This window comes from Marinimicrobium hydrolyticum (genome assembly GCF_030848505.1).
Classification (GTDB): Bacteria; Pseudomonadota; Gammaproteobacteria; order Pseudomonadales; family Cellvibrionaceae; genus JAVDDU01.
Genome location: NZ_JAVDDU010000002.1, coordinates 119,291 through 136,620, shown reverse-complemented (window position 1 = coordinate 136,620; position 17,330 = coordinate 119,291). Strand labels below are relative to the sequence as shown.

Here is a 17,330-nt window from a genome sequence, read left to right as displayed (position 1 = left end):
CCTTAAAGTTGAGCTACTTCTTCTCTTCCATACGCTGTAAGCGGTCGCTGATGTCCCGTATCAGCAGTAGCATTTCTTCCCGCTCTTTGTGTGCTCGTTCCTCCCGGGCTGCTAACCGCTGGGACTCCTCGTCGTAATGTTTTTCCTGCATGGTACTGACAATAATACCGATAAAAAGGTTGAGGACGACGAAAGCGGTAATCAGAATGAAGGTGACAAAGTACAGCCAGGCGTAAGGGTATACCGCCATCACTGGCCGGGAGATTTCCTGAGACCAGCTCTCCAGGGTCATAATCTGAAAGAGTGAATAGAGAGTACGGCCCAAGTGGCCAAACTGATCGGGGAACGAGGCCGCGAAAAGTTGGGTTCCCATAACCGCAAAAATATAGAAAACCATCAACAGCAAGAACACGATCCAACCGATACTGGGAATGGCTTTCAGTAGGGATTCAATAATGTGCCGCAGGCGCTCAATCTTGGTTAACAAGCGCAGCACCCGAAGAATGCGCAAGGCGCGGAGTATCGCGAAAGGCCCGGAGGCGGGTACCAGGGCAATGCCGACAATGACGAAATCGAAGATATTCCAACTGCTGCGGAAAAAGCGCGGTCCAAAGGCAATCAGTTTAATGGCGATTTCCACCACAAAAATGGCTAGCACTGCCTGTTCAATCCGTATCAGCAAGCCGCCGATGTGAGCCGTCACAGTCTGTGAGGTTTCTAACCCCAAGGTGATGGCGTTCAGGACAATGACCGCAATGATGGCGTTCTGTAAGGCTTGACTCTCTATCCAGTCCGCCAGCCGTTGGCGAAAGGTCAGGGTGGCTGTGGCTTGCATGGAAAACTCTGGTTGCGGGCTAAGGCGGGGAGCATAAACCAGCTTGCCGCCCGGCTCAACCGATAATAGGCGGCTTGAAAAGTAGCGCAATCCGCACCTGGCAGGGCGACTGTTGGGAGGGGTAGGGCGGGCATTGCCCCGGCTCAGACCGCGCGCTAAGCTCGATGCTGTGGAGTCAATCAGTGGAGGAGGGTTGCTCAGTGCAAAACTACGGTCAATTCTGCCCCTTGGCCCTGGCCTCGGAAATCATTGGCGAGCGCTGGACGCCTTTGATTCTCAGGGAGGTGGTGCTAGGTGCGCGGCGCTTCAATCATATTCACCGAGGCGTCCCGCGCATATCGCCAGCACTGCTTTCAAAACGCCTAAGTACCTTACAGGCGGCCGGTATTGTTGAGCGCCAAGGCGAAGGAGGACATGGCGAATACCAGCTCACCGAAGCGGGCTTGGAATTGGCTCCGGTCATCGAGAACCTGGCCCGTTGGGGTAAACGCTGGCTACCGGCCACTTTGAGCGAAAATCGAGCGGACCCGGATCTGATTGTCTGGGATATGCGCCGGCGTATGAAGCTGGAAAAATTACCGCGCGAGCGCACGGTGGTCGAGTTCTTGTTTATCGATCAAGTGGCCGCTAAACAGCGTCGCTGGTTGGTGGGTAATAGACTGGGCATGGAGCTGTGTATTACCGATCCCGGGTTCGACGTTGATCTAGTGGTTAAGACCGACAGTCGAACCATTACTTGGGTCTGGTTCGGTGACCTGCCCCTACTCCAAGCTATTGGCGAGCGCAAACTTCTCCTTCAGGGGGCTCCCCATTTGTGTGACGCATTTCCCAGCTGGCTGCAACTCAGTCCGACGGCCGATATCACCCGAAAGAAAACAGTACCTTTACTATAGATTTTGTAGTTGTTGGCCGCGCTCGTGAAGCTTAATCTAAAGTTGAGAGCGATAGTGAGCACGGCTTCTGTCGCTGACCTACTCGTCAACATTGCGAGGCAGCCATGGACACAGAAATTGATGTAATCATTATCGGTGGCGGTCAATGCGGCCTGTCCTTAAGTTATTACCTCCAGGGCATCGGCGTGGAACACCGGGTACTTGAGCGGGGACAGCGCGTTGCCGAGTCTTGGCATCGGCGCTGGGATCATATGAATATGATCACACCCAATTGGATCACCTTCTCCCTACCTGGTATGGAAGACTGCCGCGACCCCCACGGATTTGTCACCCGGAAAGACAACATCCGTTACCACGAAGCGTTTGTGGAGGCACACAGCACACCGCTGCAATTGGGCGTCACTGTAGAACGGGTCGGGCGGCGTGCGGACGGTCGTTTTGACGTAAGCACTGATCAAGGTCACTGGATCGCCCGTCAAGTGGTGGTCTCCGCGGGGCCTTTTCAAACAGCCAATATTCCCCATTGCTCGACAGAACTGGACGCGGGAATACACCAGCTCAGTTCCGGCCAATACCGCAACCCGGAGCAGTTTTCTGCCGGTGCAAATATTTTGGTAGTGGGCTCGGGTAACTCTGGCGTGCAAATTGCCGATGATCTTGCCAAGCGCCACACCGTCACCTTGGCTAAAGGCAGCAACCCCCGGCTACCCAGGCGTTTGACGGGGGAAAAGTTTTTGGAGATTTACAAGAACTTAAATGGTCCAGACGTGACCCTTTCGGAAACCGAGCGCCACCTAGAAGCGGATCTCATGTGGTGGCTCAAACGGTTGGGTGTATGGGATATGCCCGTGGGTACGCCCATGGCCAATAAAATGGCCGCAAAAGATGGCGACGCCTCCTGTGGACCGCCCTTGGAGGAGTTCGCTGCTGAGCGCGGTTTTGTTTTGGCCGAACGAGTGTCCGCCGCGGAGAAAACCGCAGTGACTTTGGCCGACGAGAAACGCCTATCACCCGACATCATTATTTGGGCCACCGGCTGGCGACGGGATTTCAGTTGGATCGACGTGCCCATTTTTGATCAGCGGTGGCAGCCTCAACATATTCGAGGCGTTACGCCCATACCGGGTTTGTATTTTTTGGGACTGCGTTTTCTGCACAGTTTCAGTTCCGGAATTATTTTGGGTGCGCCAAGAGATGCCAAATATATCGCGGGTGAAGTTGCCGCCTACCAGGCGGCTAGCTGATGAGGGGGCTGGGGTCAATCATGATACCAATAGGTTTAAACTTCGCCTGTGGCAATGGCTTGCGTCTTTCGTGGAGGCACTCCATTCAATGGATCAAGAAGGGTGGAGCCGTGACGTGATTAAATTTGAGTCTAAATAGCCTGTTTCCCAAAAGCTGAACTGAAGTAATATCTTCTTTGATCTAGCGAGCCCATAGCGCCTAACCCCGGGTGGCGAGTTAAATGTGAGAGGGTTGATTCTATGGCTGAAACGACGCTCCATAACAGTGACCAGCACTCGCTGTTTTTATCGATTTTTCTGCACCTATTCCCCGGAGCGGTATTGCTGGCGGCACTTCTTTTGCTTGGCCCTTACTTTGTCGCTCAGGGCCTTCCGGTTCTCCTTGCGGTAGTCGTTATAGACGCCATTATCGTTGTGCCTATCATGCTTGGCATTCTTTGGTATGCAAAGCGAAGCTCGGTGACCGATAAGTCTCGTCCTGTTGTGGACTTTCGAGAGAAAATAAAATGGCAGTGGTTTCTGTGTTTCTCCTTATTAACTCTACTTTGGGCCGTATTGGCATTTGTCACCTTAGCTCCTTTGGCTGAACTACTAAGAGCTCAGGTGTTTGCTTGGGTGCCATCGTGGTTTGATTTGGGCAATTACGCTCTGAACCCGGATGAGTACCGTCCCGGTTCTGTCGTCGCAACCTGGTTTTTGGCCTTTGCGATTACCTCAATCACAGTGCCGGTTGTTGAGGAGCTTTATTTTAGGGGTTACCTTCTGCCGCGAATTGATAGGTACGGTGCCTGGGCTCCGTTTATGAATGTGGTGCTATTTTCGATCTATCACTTGTGGTCGTTGTGGTTGGTTCCTACCCGTATCATTGCGTTGTTGCCTTTGGTTTATGTGGTTTGGCTAAAGCGGAGTATCTACATTGCCATATTTGTGCACGTGGCTTTGAACGTGGTGGGCGATTCATTGTTGACTATCCCCCTAGTGTTCGGGTGAACTGAAGGCCAAGCTGGTAATGATCAGGATGACGCGAAGGCAAGTACGGATGACAATCTACGTTATTCTTGCCGGAGTACTGACGGCGTTTTACTTACGCGGCAGCGCAGTGCTGGACGGGAATGAGGAGATGGATGGCGGAGTTAGCGAGACGATTAAGCTCGACATTAACGGCGCGGAACAATTTCTCATTATTCGCGGGCGGGATATTACCAAGCCGGTTATGCTATTCCTGCACGGCGGCCCCGGTACGCCGGAAGCTCCCTTTATTCATCGTTGGAACCCGGATATCGATCACCATGTTGTGCTTGTGTTGTGGGAGCAACGAGGGGCGGGCAAGTCGTTCTCTTCGGGCATTGACCCTGCCACCATGACGGTAGATCAGTTTATTGAAGATGCGCACCAGGTTACGCAGTACCTTAAGTCCCGCTTCGGGCGGGACAAAGTACTCCTCGCTGGCCATTCCTGGGGAACCTACCTCGGCATCCGCTTGATCGAACAATTTCCAGCCGATTACTCGGCGTACATTGGTATTTCTCAGACAGTCCACGCGACGCGTGAGGCACGAATTATATACAGCTGGGTGCAACGGCGTGCAACAGAGGCCGGAAGCCGCAAGGCACTCCAAGCTTTGGAAGACATCCATCTATCTGAAGAAGGGGTTCCTTTGTCGGACCTTTCAATTTTGTTGAAATGGGTCAACCGTTATGGAGGTGCCGCATTCTACGGCCGGTCTGACAGCTATCGACGGCTTGTGTGGGCCGTACTCACCTATGGTGATTACTCTCTGCGCGATAAAATCAATTACCCGCGGGGTGAAAGTTTCACCTTGAAATACTTGTACGAGGAGATCGCGAATATTGACCTGATTGATGAAGTAAAGACAGTCGATGTGCCGGTGTTCTTTGCGCACGGACGACACGACTACCAGGTGCCCATGGCTGTAGCGCAGGATTACTTTGCGGCTTTACATGCACCCTATAAAGAGTTTCATATCTTTGATAATTCCGCACACGGCGTCTTGATAGAAGAACCGGAAAAATTTAACAGTTTGTTAGCTCAAATAGTTCGAAAGGTGGAGGGCGGCGAGTTAACCCAGTAACTGCGGATTGAGCTGCCATACAGCGTAATTCAGTGCGGCTGCAAAGCCGGCCCACAACAAGTAGGGCACAAGTAATAAACCGGCAAGTTTGTGCACACGCCAGAAGGCTAACAGCGTGGCGAAAATGAACGCCAACAGCAGGAGGACGTCACCTAAGGCCCATGCTCCTAGATGCCAAGCGAAAAACAACCAGCTCCACAGCGCATTTAGCATAAGCTGCGCGAAATACAGACTCAGGGGTAGCCGGTTGGCAGCAAACCCACCCCGACGCCAGACAAGCCAGGCGGCGACACCCATCAGTGCGTACAAAATAGTCCAGACAGGACCAAAGACCGCTCCGGGGGGTGCCCAACCAGGTCGTTCTAGTTGGGCGTAAAAGTCGCCGGCATCAACCGACGCCACAGCACCAACTAGTGAAGCGACAAAGCTGAGCGCGAGCCACCCGACCAGCCCGAGAATCTGTTTCTGTTTTGATAACTGAGGCATGGCAACACAATCACTTTTCCTGAGGTTTCATGATTGTACATAGGAAGCGCGTACAATCGATAGCATTCACTCGGAAACAGTCGGCAATCTAAGGGGCATCGTATTCTTGCGTAAACATCAACAGTCGCTGATGTCGCCCAGCTTGTTCGTCTACATCCCAGCCAGAAATTTTAGGATTAAGTATATCCATGCGGAAGGCGCCGGTAATAATATCCAGTCGGCCATTGCCGGTCATATCCACCAGTTCGATAGGGACCAACCCCTTGATATTTCCACTGATTGGCCGGGGTTGAAAGTTCTGCTTGCCGTCGTTTTCAAACCAGATCAGAGATTGCCGTTTTGGATCGTCCCAGTAGTTCACCCAACTGCTGGCCACGACATCCAGGTGCCCGTTGCCGCTCACATCGCCGATGGCCAGGTTGGCAGCGCCGTAAAAGCGGCCGATATCATGATAGGCAAATTGTAGGTCGCCCAAGTTTTCGAGCCATTGCACGCCGTGATACGGTTTTGGATCATTCTGGGTGTCGAAGGCATCGCCGTTAGTAAAGATAAGATCGGGTCGGCCGTTTTGATTCAGGTCCGCCACCTTCATGCTGGTCATGCCAAAAATTGGGTGGCCGGCATTGGCAATGCTCATCTGCTCGAACGTACCATCACCCTGGTTGATAAAGGCGATAATTTCTTCATACTCCTGGGCGATCAGCGTAACCAAGTCCATCTTGCCGTTGCCATTGAGATCGGCGGGGATGAGGTTCAAGGCGCCGCTTAGCCGCAAAAGGGTATTCTTTTTGTAACTGCCATCACCCAGGTTTTCCAGCCAGAAGACTTCACCCACCTGGCCGCCGCCGAAAACCGCAACCGCCAGGTCCAGTCGGCCATTGTTATTGATATCCACAGCGCGGGCGTCACTGACTCGACCTAGACCGTCGATAATTAAACGCTGAGTAAACTGCCCTGATTCCTCCTGTTCCAGAACAAAAACCTTACCGGCCAGAGCTTCAACCGGCGGTAGGACTCCCAGATCAGCCACCAAAACATCCAAACGCCCGTTGCCATTAAAATCCATGGCCTGGGTGGAGACCGGAAAGGTGAGCTTGGCCAGCGGGGTTTCTTGCCACTTCGGTACTTGGTCATTGTTCCCTTTCTGGGCCTCCAGCAGTGTTACTTTACCCGTCTCTCCATCGCTAACCAAAAAGCTTCGACCGCCTCTACCGAAGTCCACCGGTTGGATATGCGCCACCTGGGGTAGCTCGGAAGGAGCTCCAATAGGTGTTGCGGTGAAGCTGATACTGGGATGCTCATTGTCCACATAGGGTAGCCTCGGAAGCGCCGTGGGGCTGCTGCCGTAGTACAAGGCCTTGATGTGAGGTACATGCTCTGGCGGTATGAATTCAGTTCCAGTTTGGTTGCGGGCCAGCTCCACCATGGCGTCGATCACGTGCGGCCAGCTGTGTTTGGGAAGAAGGGCCGGCGATGGCACGGCGTGACAGCTTCCACAGTACTGCTGAACCAGCCCCATAATCTCTTCGGTATCCATGGGTTTCGGTTGATTGTCCGCGGCGACGCTTGCTGAGAGAAAAATCAGGAGACTGCCAAAAGCGGTACGTATTCTAATTCTCATAGCCCTTACTGATCTCTATTAGTATGTAGCACTGATTCTGTCGGAACCCGGCTTCGAAATCAATGTTTCCAGAAAGGCTGGAGGTGGAGATATAACCACTTTGTAGCGTGCTCAAGTTTCAAAAAGATACAAAAGGTGAGAGAGGCAAAGAATCGGTATTCGGCCCAGAGTGGGGTAGTTGTTCGCTACCACCTATAACATATAGACACAATGACTCTATTTCACAGACCATCCCTAGCGACATCAAGGGGATGTTAAGTGCTGTTGAGCCGTTCACCCTGATTACCTGGCTCGACAATACCGCAAGGGATAAAAAGCACTGAGAATTAAAAATAATTACGCGGAGGAGTCATGCAAAATAAACCAAATCTCAAAAAGAAAGTGTTGCCGGCTGTCATTGCCGCTTTTTCACTTTCCGGTATCAGTACCGCTGTACACGCTCAAGAGCTGGAAGAAATTGTGGTCACTGGTATTCGCGCTTCTTTGGAGCGATCCATGGATATCAAGCGTGAATCCGCTGGCGTTGTTGACGCCATTACAGCGGAAGACATGGGTAAGTTTCCTGATGCTAACTTGGCCGAGTCCCTGCAGAGAATTACTGGGGTCTCCGTTGATCGAGTGAACGGTGAAGGTTCACAAGTCACTGTGCGCGGTTTTGGCGCTGCGGATAATATGGTCACGCTTAACGGTAGAACCATGCCCGCTGGCTACACTTACGGCGGCGGTAGCGGTGCGGGTGGTACCTCCGGTGGTGCGACCAGGGCTTTTGATTTTTCCAATCTCGCCTCGGAGAGCGTCAGTGGCGTAGAGGTTTATAAAACCGGCCGCGCTAGCGTGCCCACCGGTGGCATCGGTGCCAGTATTAATATTAAGACCTTGCGTCCGCTTGAAAGCCCAAGCAATCAGGCAGCCATCAGCGTCAAGGCCATGCACGATACCACTAACAGAGAAGGCAGTGATGTTACGCCAGAGGTATCCGGACTCCTAAGTTGGGCCAACGACAGCGCAACATTCGGTGTGAGTTTGACCGCGAGTCACTCCGAGCGGGATTCAAGCATTGCCGGTGCACATGCCAACAACTGGAATATCGCCCGCTGGGATGCTGATGCCCACGCCCAGGGTCAAGATGCCAATATGTATTCCTGGACCCGAGACGGTGACGGCGACATTTCCGCGATCATTGAAAATCCACCCAATGACGGTCAGCTGTTCGCCCGCCCCAATGATTTCCGTTGGAGCTACTCAGATCGGCACAGAGAGCGAACCAACGCACAGCTCACCGCCCAGTTCGCACCCGCCGACAATGTAACCCTGACGGCCGACTACACCTTCGCCGAAGTTTATACCCGCGAGCACCGCGGTGAGTGGACTCTGTGGTTCGCCAATGACTCCACGGCTGAGCACGTCGTGTTTGACAATAGCCCTGTGGCGACTCCGGTGTTCTACAGCGAACGCCTTACCGGTAAGGATATGGGTTACGAGCAGCAGCTGCGTGAACAAACCAACACCTTGCAGTCCATTGGCTTTAACGTTGACTGGCAAGTCAACGATAGCCTAACGCTGAACTTTGATGTTCACGATTCCAGCATGGAAAACCTACCCACTGGACCCGGAGACAGTGGTGAAATTGCCATCAGTATGGGGGCACCGATTGGCACACGGCAGTGGGTAGATTTCAGTGGCGACTTGCCCGTGGGTAACTATGAATGGGCCGACGATGGCACTCGCGGTACACGCGGCAATGCCAATGGACTGTTCGATCCAGGTGACTTTGGTACCCAACAGGGCCGGGTGTTTTACGCGGCCCAATTGATGGACATCACTCAATTCAGAATGGATGGTACCCAGGAGTTCGACCGATCCCAGATCAACTTTGGTTTGGAACATAGAGCCATGGAAATGACTCAGCAATCCTCCACACGGCAGGTCAGTTTGGGTACCTGGGGCGTAAACAATCCCGGCGAGATCAGCGATTACATTACCAATTTCAATATGGCGGATCCGTTCACGGATTTCGACATGAGCGGATCCTTCCAGGATGGTATGCGCGCTATTGATGTGCTCGCCCTATGTGAGCGGACAGTGGAATTGTACCCATCAGGTCAAGAGCAAGAGTGGCGTTGTGCGGCTGATAAAAACTTCACTTCCGATAACCGCGTGGATGAGGACATCACCGCCGTCTACGTAGAGTACGCTCACAATTTCGATCTGGGCGGCATGGAGAGCAATATATTGTTGGGGCTTCGCCACGAAGAAACCAATGTAACTTCCACTACGCAAATGCGTATTCCTTCCTACCGGCCTTGGCAGGACAGCAACGATTTCCAGATCACCATTTACGAAACCGATGACGTCATGCCCTACAGTGTTGAAACCAGCTACTCGAATACTCTGCCCAGCTTGGATTTCGACATACGTTTACGTGAAGACCTGGTTGGTCGTGCATCCGTCAGTCAGACCATTTCGCGGGCTAACTACGGAAGCCTCTACGCCAACGTCGGAAACTTCTGGCAAGGGGATCCAACCTACCTGGGCGCAGTACCGACGGCTTCCCGAGGTAACCCAGCGCTGGAGCCTCTGGAATCAACCAATCTGGACTTGTCTCTGGAATGGTACTTCGGTGATGCCAGCTACGCTTCTGTCGGCTTGTTTAATAAGGACGTGAAGAACTTCATCGGTACGGCCCAAGCGTATGAAACGCACTTCGGCCTGCGTGACCCCAGCAATGGCCCGCGCGTTCACGCCGCTGCTGAAGCATTGGAAGACATGGGTGTAGTGGTCAACAACCGGTCACTGTTTGTGATGACCGCTATCCTGTCCAATCCTGAGGACTTCCCCGGAGGCGCGGGTGATTTCCAAGTAGACCCCGACAACAGTAATCTGGTGGATTACAATTTCGCGGTTCAGGTGGCTACTGATTACAACATAGTGCCTACCGATGAAGATCCGCTGGTTGACTGGTTTACCAGTCTTCCCAACAATCAACGCAAAGCGTCCATCCGCGGTGCCGAGTTTGCCGTGCAGCACTTCTTTGGTGATACCGGCTTCGGCATCCAGGCGAACTACACCATTGTGGATGGGGACGTGGGCTTTGATGATCTTGCTGACCCCAGCGAATCCCAGTTCGCGCTTTTGGGCTTGAGTGACACCGCCAACGTTGTGTTTATGTACGAGAACTACGGCGTACAAGCTCGGTTGGCGTACAACTGGCGCGACAAGTTCTTGCGTGAAACCAACCAGGGCTCTTCACGCAACCCGATTTACGTTGACGCTTACCAGCAGTGGGATCTCAGCGTTTCCTACGATGTTAACGACAACCTCAGCGTCTTCTTTGAAGGCCTAAACCTCACGGAAGAAAACGTGCGTTGGCATACGCGTTCGGATCGCATGACTCAATACTTGGAACAGCTGGGCGCTCGGTACCAGTTGGGCTTTAGGTATTCGTTCTAACCCCTTTGGACATAGTCACGCGAACTTGGGCCGGCTCTTGCCGGCCCTTTTTTTTGGGGTTACTCGAATTACCCCCGCAAACTCTGCACAAATGCCAATAGAATCAATACCGGACAAATCACCCGGACGTAAAACGGCCAAACTTTCCAGAACACACTGTGTTCTATGTCTTTATGACCTGCTTTCAGCTCTTCCAGTACGTGGTTCCTATGCATGATCCAGCCTACGAATATACACAAGGCGATGCCCAGTAACGGTTGGCTGTATTCTGTGGTCAGGGAAATGATAAAGCCGAACAGCGTTTCCATGTTGAAGATGATCAGTACGCTCACGACAAAGATGGCCGCGCCTATGGCGAGCGCTGCGCCAGGGCGTTGCAGCTGGGTTCGCTCTACGGTGACGGACACGGGCGCCTCCAGCATGGAGATGGAGGAGGTGAGCGCGGCAATGCTCATCAGCGCAAAGAACGCGATGCTTAAGCCCACGCCAGCGGTGCCCATGGTGTCGAACAAGCTGGGCAGTACTTGGAATATCAGGCCCGGTCCGGCTAGCAATTCGCCACCTTCTCCATAGATAGGCACGCCGTGATGTTGCGCCACGTACATGGCGGGAATGATCAACAAGCCTGCGGTAAATGCGATGCCCGTATCCATCAGGGTTACGGCGGCGCCCAGGCGGGGCAGGCTGTCCTGTTTTCTAAGGTAGGAGCCGTAAATCAGCATGGTGCCGACGCCTAGCGATAGGGAAAAGAAAGCCTGACCCATGGCACTCAGCAACAGAGCGGGATCGGTGAGCTGGCGAAAATCCGGTACCAGATAGGTGCGTAGCCCTTGAGTGGCGCCGGGCTGGAACAGCACATACACGATCAATCCCAACAGGATGACAAACAGCACCGGCATGAGTCGGGTGGACCAGGCTTCAATGCCCGCTTCCACGCCTCGGGCCACAATCCAAATGGTCAAAGCCATAAATACCAATGCGACGATCAAGTTTCGAAGGATGCTCTCCTGGGCGAGCCATTGGGCTGCACTGTGCCAACCTATCAATTGCGTTAACGGTTGCCCGAACTCCGCGAGCATCCAGCCCGCGACGATGGCGTAGAAGCTGAGAATAAGGCTGGCGATCAAGACACCGTAATAACCGACAGCTTTGCCCAAAAGGCGAGTGTGTGGCTGCTTTCCCAAATCTCCCAGCGCCGTAACGATATTGGCGCGCGCGTAGCGCCCAATCACCAATTCAGCCATCAGCGCCGGGTAGGCGAGCAGAAACGCCAGCAGCAAGTACGCCAGCACAAAAGCCCCGCCACCGTTGCTGGCCGCTTGCGTGGGAAAACCCCAGATATTGCCGAGCCCCACGGCCGAACCCACGGCGGCGAGTAGAAAGCCGATTTTGGAAGAAAACTGTCCGCGTTTATCCATCATAGAAGCACTCATTCATTATTGTTTTTGGGTCACTGATTCGATCGCGGTCACCACCTGATCAAAAAACTGGCTCTCTCCCAGCGCCTTGCCACCCATAAAGGCGCCTTGCAGAAGCGCAAACACTTGTGCAGCTTGGCATTTTGATTGCCCGGTGGCGTTGATCAACCAGTGAATGTTTAGCTCGTAGAATGCCCGCAACTCCTGACGCAACTCTTCGGGCAGCAGTTGCCGTTCGGCGGTCAGCATGCAGCACAAAGGCATATGATCGCCAGTGACGAGTTCCTGCCGGTACATCTGCACCAAGGCCTGCAATCGCTCACCAGCGGTTCGGTGCTGTCGCTCAATGTCTTCCAGCGCCTCACTGTAGCGATGATGGTAGTGCTTAGCCACCGCTAAGCCCAAGTCAGCCTTGGTGGGGAAATGGTAGTGAACACTTGCACTCTTTATACCCAGCTGCATTGCCAGCTCACGGAAACTGAACGACGCGTAGCCTTTGGTGCACATGGCTTTCTCGGCTAAGGCGAGAATTTTATCGGCGGTATGGGTGGCCATGATGATGTCCTATTCCGGTGGCAGATCAGCTATCTAGTGGTAGGTAGTTTATTGACTTTCAAAGGGTGCGTCATTACTCTAATAGCCTACCTATCACTAGATAGGTATGAGGCCGAAGCTGCAAAAGGCACGAGCGACGTCAGGGCTGGAAGAAGATGGTGTGAAATAGGCTGGCGTATAAAAAGCCCACAAGTGAAAGCTCGGCGACAATGAGATTAAAGGAGAAAGCCATGGGGCAAACGATCAAAACACAAGTGCTGGTGTTGGGGGGCGGGGTTGGTGGTTATTCGGCGGCTTATCGGGCGGCGGATTTGGGTAAGGAGGTCACCCTGGTGGAGCGCTACCCTACCTTAGGGGGTGTTTGCCTCAACGTGGGTTGTATCCCCTCCAAAGCTCTGTTGCACGTGGCTCAGGTAATAAACGACGCCGCTGGTGCAGGTCACGTCGGTTTGGCATTCGCATCGCCGAAAATTGAGCTGGATAAAGTCCGTGCCTTTAAAGAACAGGTAGTGGGCAAATTGACCAACGGCGTGAGTGGTATGGCCAAGGCCCGCAACGTCCAAGTAGTGCAGGGTCGGGGCGAATTTGTGGATCAGCACCAAGTGCGGGTGATGCATGACGGTAATGAAACACTGGTTCAATTTGAACAGGCGATAATCGCGGCTGGTTCACGTAGCGTGGAGTTGCCATTTATTCCCCATGACGACCCAAGAGTTTGGGACTCTACCCGCGCGTTGGAATTGCCCGAAGTGCCCAAACGTTTACTGGTGATCGGGGGCGGCATCATCGTTTTGGAAATGGCCACGGTATACAAAGCGCTGGGTAGCGAGATTACCGTGGTGGAGTTCGCCGATCAGCTGATTCCCGCCGCTGACAAAGACCTGATGGCGGTGTACAGCAAGTACAACCGCGAGCGCTTTGAAGTGCTCTTGTCTACCAAGGTGACCGAGGTCCAGGCCCACGAGCACGCACTTACCGTGGCGTTTGAGGGCGAGAATGCCCCTAAAGGCACACGCGACTTTGATGCCGTATTGGTAGCCGTGGGGCGACGGCCCAATGGTAAAAGCATCGGCGCAGAAAAAGCGGGCGTGCATGTAAACGAGCAGGGCTTTGTCCCGGTTAACGAAAAAATGCAGACCAACGTTGAACATATATTGGCGGTGGGCGACGTCGTCGGCCAGCCCATGCTGGCTCACAAAGCCAGTCACGAAGGTCATGTGGCCGCAGAGGTGGCCGCGGGCCACAAAGCCGTGTTCGCGCCCCGGGGCATTCCCTCCATTGCATATACCGATCCCGAGATCGCCTGGGTAGGATTGACAGAGAAAGAGGCGCGGGCGGATGGCGTTGAGTACCGCACGGCGGTGTTTCCCTGGAGTGCCAGTGGCCGAGCTTTAGGTGCTGGGCGCGGCGAGGGCAAAACTAAGCTGATCTATCGAAAGGATAACGATCAATTGCTGGGCGCCGGTATTGTTGGGCTAAACGCGGGAGAATTGTTGGGGGAGTTGAGCCTGGCGCTGGAGTTCGGAGCCTCCATCGAAGACTTGGCGCTAACGATTCATGCTCACCCAACGTTGCACGAAACCGTTGGTCTGGCCGGGGAGTTGGGGGCAGGCACGATTACTGATCTACCAAATCCTCTGGCTCAGACTGTGCGATAGGCGGAGACTGAGACTAGTGATTACCTGCAAATATGGATCCCCACTTGCACTCACTACTGTCCGGAATAAATAATTGGATTAGCAGCTTCGTAAGTGATCCCTCGGGTCGTGCAGGGTGAGTGTTCAGCAAACGTCGTGGACCTCGTCCCTACGCGCTCCCGGCGCTTCGGGACACTCCTCACGTCCCTGTGAGTCGTCCGTGGGGGCTCTCCCACCGGGGCGCCGGCCGCAAGATCCCTCTTGCGAGAGTTTCGAAAAGCCTTCTGCGAATCGTCTACCTAGCCGAAAGTAACTCATTCTTACCTTGGATTCCCGTCTTCGCGCACTGCTGTCCGGAATAATTTGAGGAAAATAAGTGCAGCGCCACAATTTGCGCGGTCTCAAATAGTACTCTGACTGCCAGAGACTCGAAAAACGCAGTTTCAGGTGATGTGCTTCGTAAGGTAATCCAAGGCGCTTCGCAGGAGGCATTTCGAAAACGCCGTAAACCCTTCCCTGGGGGCTCTCCCAAAAGATCCCTCTTTTGAGAGTTTCGAAATGCCTCCTGCAAATCACCTTTGCAGCCCCAACTAAGGCATTCTTACGCCCCCAAACTCCTGTTATGAGGGCGGCTTACGGAAAAGAACTCGGTAGTTGGGGCTGCCAGGGCCGTGCAGGGTGAGTGTTCAGCAAGCCTCAAAAGAGGGACCTTTCGGCCGGCGCTCCGGTGAGGCAGTCCCCAGGGAGGGGTTTACGACGTTTGCTGAATACTCACCCTGCGCGGCCCTTGGGCTTGCTTACGAAGCTATTCCGGCTTAATCCTTAAATGCACTGATGGTTTGAATGGTGCCGTCGGTGTTGTGCACTAATTCAGTCATCTTGATGCTGCGCAGATGGGTAACGCCTTCGGACAATTCGCAGTCGTGATAGAAGAGGTACCATTTTCCGTCCGCTTTTGCCACCGAGTGGTGGTTGGTCCAACCCAGTACCGGCTCTAACAGTGTGCCTCGGTAAGTGAAAGGTCCGTAGGGGTTGTCGCCGGTTGCGTAAGCAATGCAGTGAGTGTCACCTGTGGAATAGGAGAAGTAGTAGGTACCTTCGTGCTTGTGTACCCAGGGGCCTTCGAAATAGCGACGTTTGTTGTCTCCGGTTTTTAATGGTTCGCCATTCTCGTCCAGAATGACTACGTCAACTGGCGCTTCTGCGAATTCCAGCATGTCCTCGCGCAGCTTGCCGACTTTAGCGCACAAGGCCGGCTCGTCGTCGGCGGGATATCGATCTTCGTTTTCATAGATGCCTTTGGTCCAGCGTTGAAGCTGTCCACCCCAGATACCACCAAAATACAGGTAGTGGCTGCCGTCATCGTCTTCATACACGGCAGGGTCAATACTGAAGCTGCCTTTGATGGGTTCCGGCTGAGGCTCGAAAGGGCCCGCGGGAGAGTCGCCTACAGCGACGCCAATATAAAACACATCGTTTTTGTCTTTGGCGGGAAAATAAAAATAGTATTTACCATTTTTGTGAGCACAATCGGGCGCCCACATTTGCCGTGCCGCCCAGGGGACGTCCTTCACCGATAGCGCGAGGCCGTGATCGGTCACTTCGCCAAAAGGCTCCGCCATGGAAAATACGTGGTAATCCTCCATGCAAAAATGATCGCCATTGTCGTTGAACGCGACACCGCCTTCCACATCGTGGGAGGGATAAATATAAATGCGATCTTCAAACACGTGCGCTGAAGGGTCGGCCGTGTACATGTGGGTTACCAGTGGCTGGTCGGCGAAGCTCTGCTTGGGTTTAGAGTTACTGTCGGTCACGTATCAATCTCGCTTTGTGATGGTCAATAGAAATAGTGTGTTCTTTGTGGCGCTTACCAGTGCCAAAGGGTTCCGTCTTCCAGTCGGTTGACGGGTAGGCTCGCCGGTTTATAGGGGTATTGGGCAGCCAATTTTTCATCGATGTCTACACCGTGCCCTGGGGCCTCGCCCGGCGTAAAGTAGCCATCATCGAATTCGTAGGCGCGGGTAAATACCGATTCCATTTGCTCGCTGTGGGCCATATGTTCCTGAATGCCAAAGTTTGGCACCCAGTAGTCAAAATGCAAGGCGGCACCCATGCACACGGGTGACAAGTCAGTTGCACCGTGGAAACCCGTACGCACAGAATAGAGGCTGGCAAAGTCGGCTAAACGCCGCACATGGGTAATACCACCGCCATGGACTATGGTGGTGCGGATGTAGTCGATCAATTGGTTTTGAATCAATTCTCGGCAATCGTGAATGCTGTTAAACACTTCGCCCACGGCCAGGGGCGTAGTGGTGTGCTGACGAACCAGCTTAAACAGTTCTTGATTTTCCGCCGGTACGCAGTCTTCCATCCAGAACAGTCGATACGGTTCCAACTCTTTGCCTAAGCGAGCTGCCTCGATGGGGGTGAGCCGGTGGTGTACATCGTGCAATAGATGCAAATCGTCACCAAAGGCACGGCGTACTTCCGCAAACACTTCGGGAATATAATTTAGATACTTGTGGGTGGACCAGGATTCCTCGGACGGCAAGGCTGAATCGGCGGGCTCGTAGTTGGCATCACCTTTGGCCACGCCGTAGGTTTTGGCAATACCGGGAATACCACATTGAACGCGAATGGCTTTGTAGCCCTGCTCTTTGGCTTTGGCTACGGCTTCCAGGGTGGAATCCAGGTCTTTGCCGTTGGCATGGGTGTAAGCCATGATTTTGTCGCGGCTGCGACCACCCAGTAGTTGATACAGGGGCATGTTGGCCGCCTTGGCTTTGATGTCCCACAGCGCTACGTCCACGCCGGCCAGTGCGGTCATTCCCACTGGACCGCGACGCCAATAGGCGCCGCGATAAATGAAATGCCAGATGTCTTCAATGCGCTGGGCATCTCGTCCAATCAGGGCAGGTAAAATGTGATCTTCCAAATAGGAGACCACCGACTTTTCCCGGCCATTAAGGGTGGCATCACCGATCCCGTAGAGTCCGTCTTCGGTGATGATTTTCACCGTTACGAAATTTCGGCCCGGGCAGGTCACAATAACCTTGGCGTCGATAATTTTCATATGTCCTTTGCTCACTTATG

At 53.6% G+C, this 17,330-nt stretch carries 13 protein-coding genes; 6 read left to right on the top strand and 7 right to left on the bottom strand.

Translation table 11 applies throughout. The features are described from left to right. Nucleotides 1-13: 13 nt before the first annotated feature. Nucleotides 14-835, bottom strand: coding sequence for an ion transporter (locus tag RBH33_RS03940; RefSeq protein ID WP_306730830.1), 822 nt, complete (start codon nucleotides 833-835; stop codon nucleotides 14-16). 200 nt (nucleotides 836-1,035) lie between these two features. On the opposite strand from RBH33_RS03940, the gene RBH33_RS03935 reads away from it, so the two are divergent. The 4 genes from RBH33_RS03935 to RBH33_RS03920 all read left to right on the top strand — a co-directional run bounded on the left by RBH33_RS03935 (nucleotide 1,036) and on the right by RBH33_RS03920 (nucleotide 5,064). Continuing rightward, a complete protein-coding gene (locus tag RBH33_RS03935; RefSeq protein WP_306730829.1) occupies nucleotides 1,036-1,728 on the top strand; it encodes a winged helix-turn-helix transcriptional regulator in 693 nt (230 codons plus the stop codon). A 104-nt stretch (nucleotides 1,729-1,832) separates the two neighbouring features. Next, nucleotides 1,833-2,972, top strand: a complete 1,140-nt coding sequence (locus RBH33_RS03930) for an NAD(P)-binding domain-containing protein (protein WP_306730828.1) — start codon at nucleotides 1,833-1,835, stop codon at nucleotides 2,970-2,972. A gap of 240 nt (nucleotides 2,973-3,212) precedes the next feature. Next, nucleotides 3,213-3,962 carry a CPBP family intramembrane glutamic endopeptidase gene (locus RBH33_RS03925; RefSeq protein WP_306730827.1) on the top strand — a complete coding sequence of 250 codons (750 nt, stop codon included), beginning with the start codon at nucleotides 3,213-3,215 and terminating at the stop codon, nucleotides 3,960-3,962. Nucleotides 3,963-4,011: 49 nt separating this feature from the next. Then, complete coding sequence (locus tag RBH33_RS03920) at nucleotides 4,012-5,064, top strand: alpha/beta fold hydrolase (RefSeq protein WP_306730826.1); 1,053 nt, start codon at nucleotides 4,012-4,014, stop codon at nucleotides 5,062-5,064. Here the strand turns inward: RBH33_RS03920 and RBH33_RS03915 are convergent. Then, complete coding sequence (locus tag RBH33_RS03915; RefSeq protein WP_306730825.1) at nucleotides 5,053-5,550, bottom strand: TspO/MBR family protein; 498 nt, start codon at nucleotides 5,548-5,550, stop codon at nucleotides 5,053-5,055. The two genes, RBH33_RS03920 and RBH33_RS03915, sit on opposite strands and share 12 nt — an antisense overlap. Nucleotides 5,551-5,638: 88 nt before the next feature. Continuing rightward, nucleotides 5,639-7,171 (bottom strand): FG-GAP-like repeat-containing protein, encoded by a 1,533-nt coding sequence (locus RBH33_RS03910; protein ID WP_306730824.1) that lies wholly within the window; start codon nucleotides 7,169-7,171, stop codon nucleotides 5,639-5,641. Between the two features lie 351 nt (nucleotides 7,172-7,522). On the opposite strand from RBH33_RS03910, the gene RBH33_RS03905 reads away from it, so the two are divergent. Continuing rightward, the gene (locus RBH33_RS03905) at nucleotides 7,523-10,621 is read left to right on the top strand and encodes a TonB-dependent receptor (protein ID WP_306730823.1); all 3,099 of its coding nucleotides are present in this window, start codon (nucleotides 7,523-7,525) and stop codon (nucleotides 10,619-10,621) included. A gap of 68 nt (nucleotides 10,622-10,689) precedes the next feature. On the opposite strand, the gene RBH33_RS03900 is transcribed toward RBH33_RS03905, so the two are convergent. After that, nucleotides 10,690-12,042 (bottom strand): sodium-dependent transporter, encoded by a 1,353-nt coding sequence (locus tag RBH33_RS03900; protein WP_306730822.1) that lies wholly within the window; start codon nucleotides 12,040-12,042, stop codon nucleotides 10,690-10,692. Between the two features lie 15 nt (nucleotides 12,043-12,057). Beyond that, the gene (locus RBH33_RS03895; protein WP_306730821.1) at nucleotides 12,058-12,594 is read right to left on the bottom strand and encodes a TetR/AcrR family transcriptional regulator; all 537 of its coding nucleotides are present in this window, start codon (nucleotides 12,592-12,594) and stop codon (nucleotides 12,058-12,060) included. 230 nt (nucleotides 12,595-12,824) lie between these two features. Here RBH33_RS03895 and lpdA point away from each other — a divergent pair, with 230 nt between their 5' ends. Further along, nucleotides 12,825-14,252, top strand: a complete 1,428-nt coding sequence (gene lpdA, locus RBH33_RS03890) for a dihydrolipoyl dehydrogenase (RefSeq protein WP_306730820.1) — start codon at nucleotides 12,825-12,827, stop codon at nucleotides 14,250-14,252. 794 nt (nucleotides 14,253-15,046) lie between these two features. On the opposite strand, the gene RBH33_RS03885 is transcribed toward lpdA, so the two are convergent. Beyond that, complete coding sequence (locus tag RBH33_RS03885; protein WP_306731269.1) at nucleotides 15,047-15,988, bottom strand: glycoside hydrolase family 43 protein; 942 nt, start codon at nucleotides 15,986-15,988, stop codon at nucleotides 15,047-15,049. A gap of 113 nt (nucleotides 15,989-16,101) precedes the next feature. Further along, nucleotides 16,102-17,310 (bottom strand): D-mannonate dehydratase ManD, encoded by a 1,209-nt coding sequence (manD, locus tag RBH33_RS03880; RefSeq protein ID WP_306730819.1) that lies wholly within the window; start codon nucleotides 17,308-17,310, stop codon nucleotides 16,102-16,104. Between the last annotated feature and the right edge of the window lie 20 nt (nucleotides 17,311-17,330).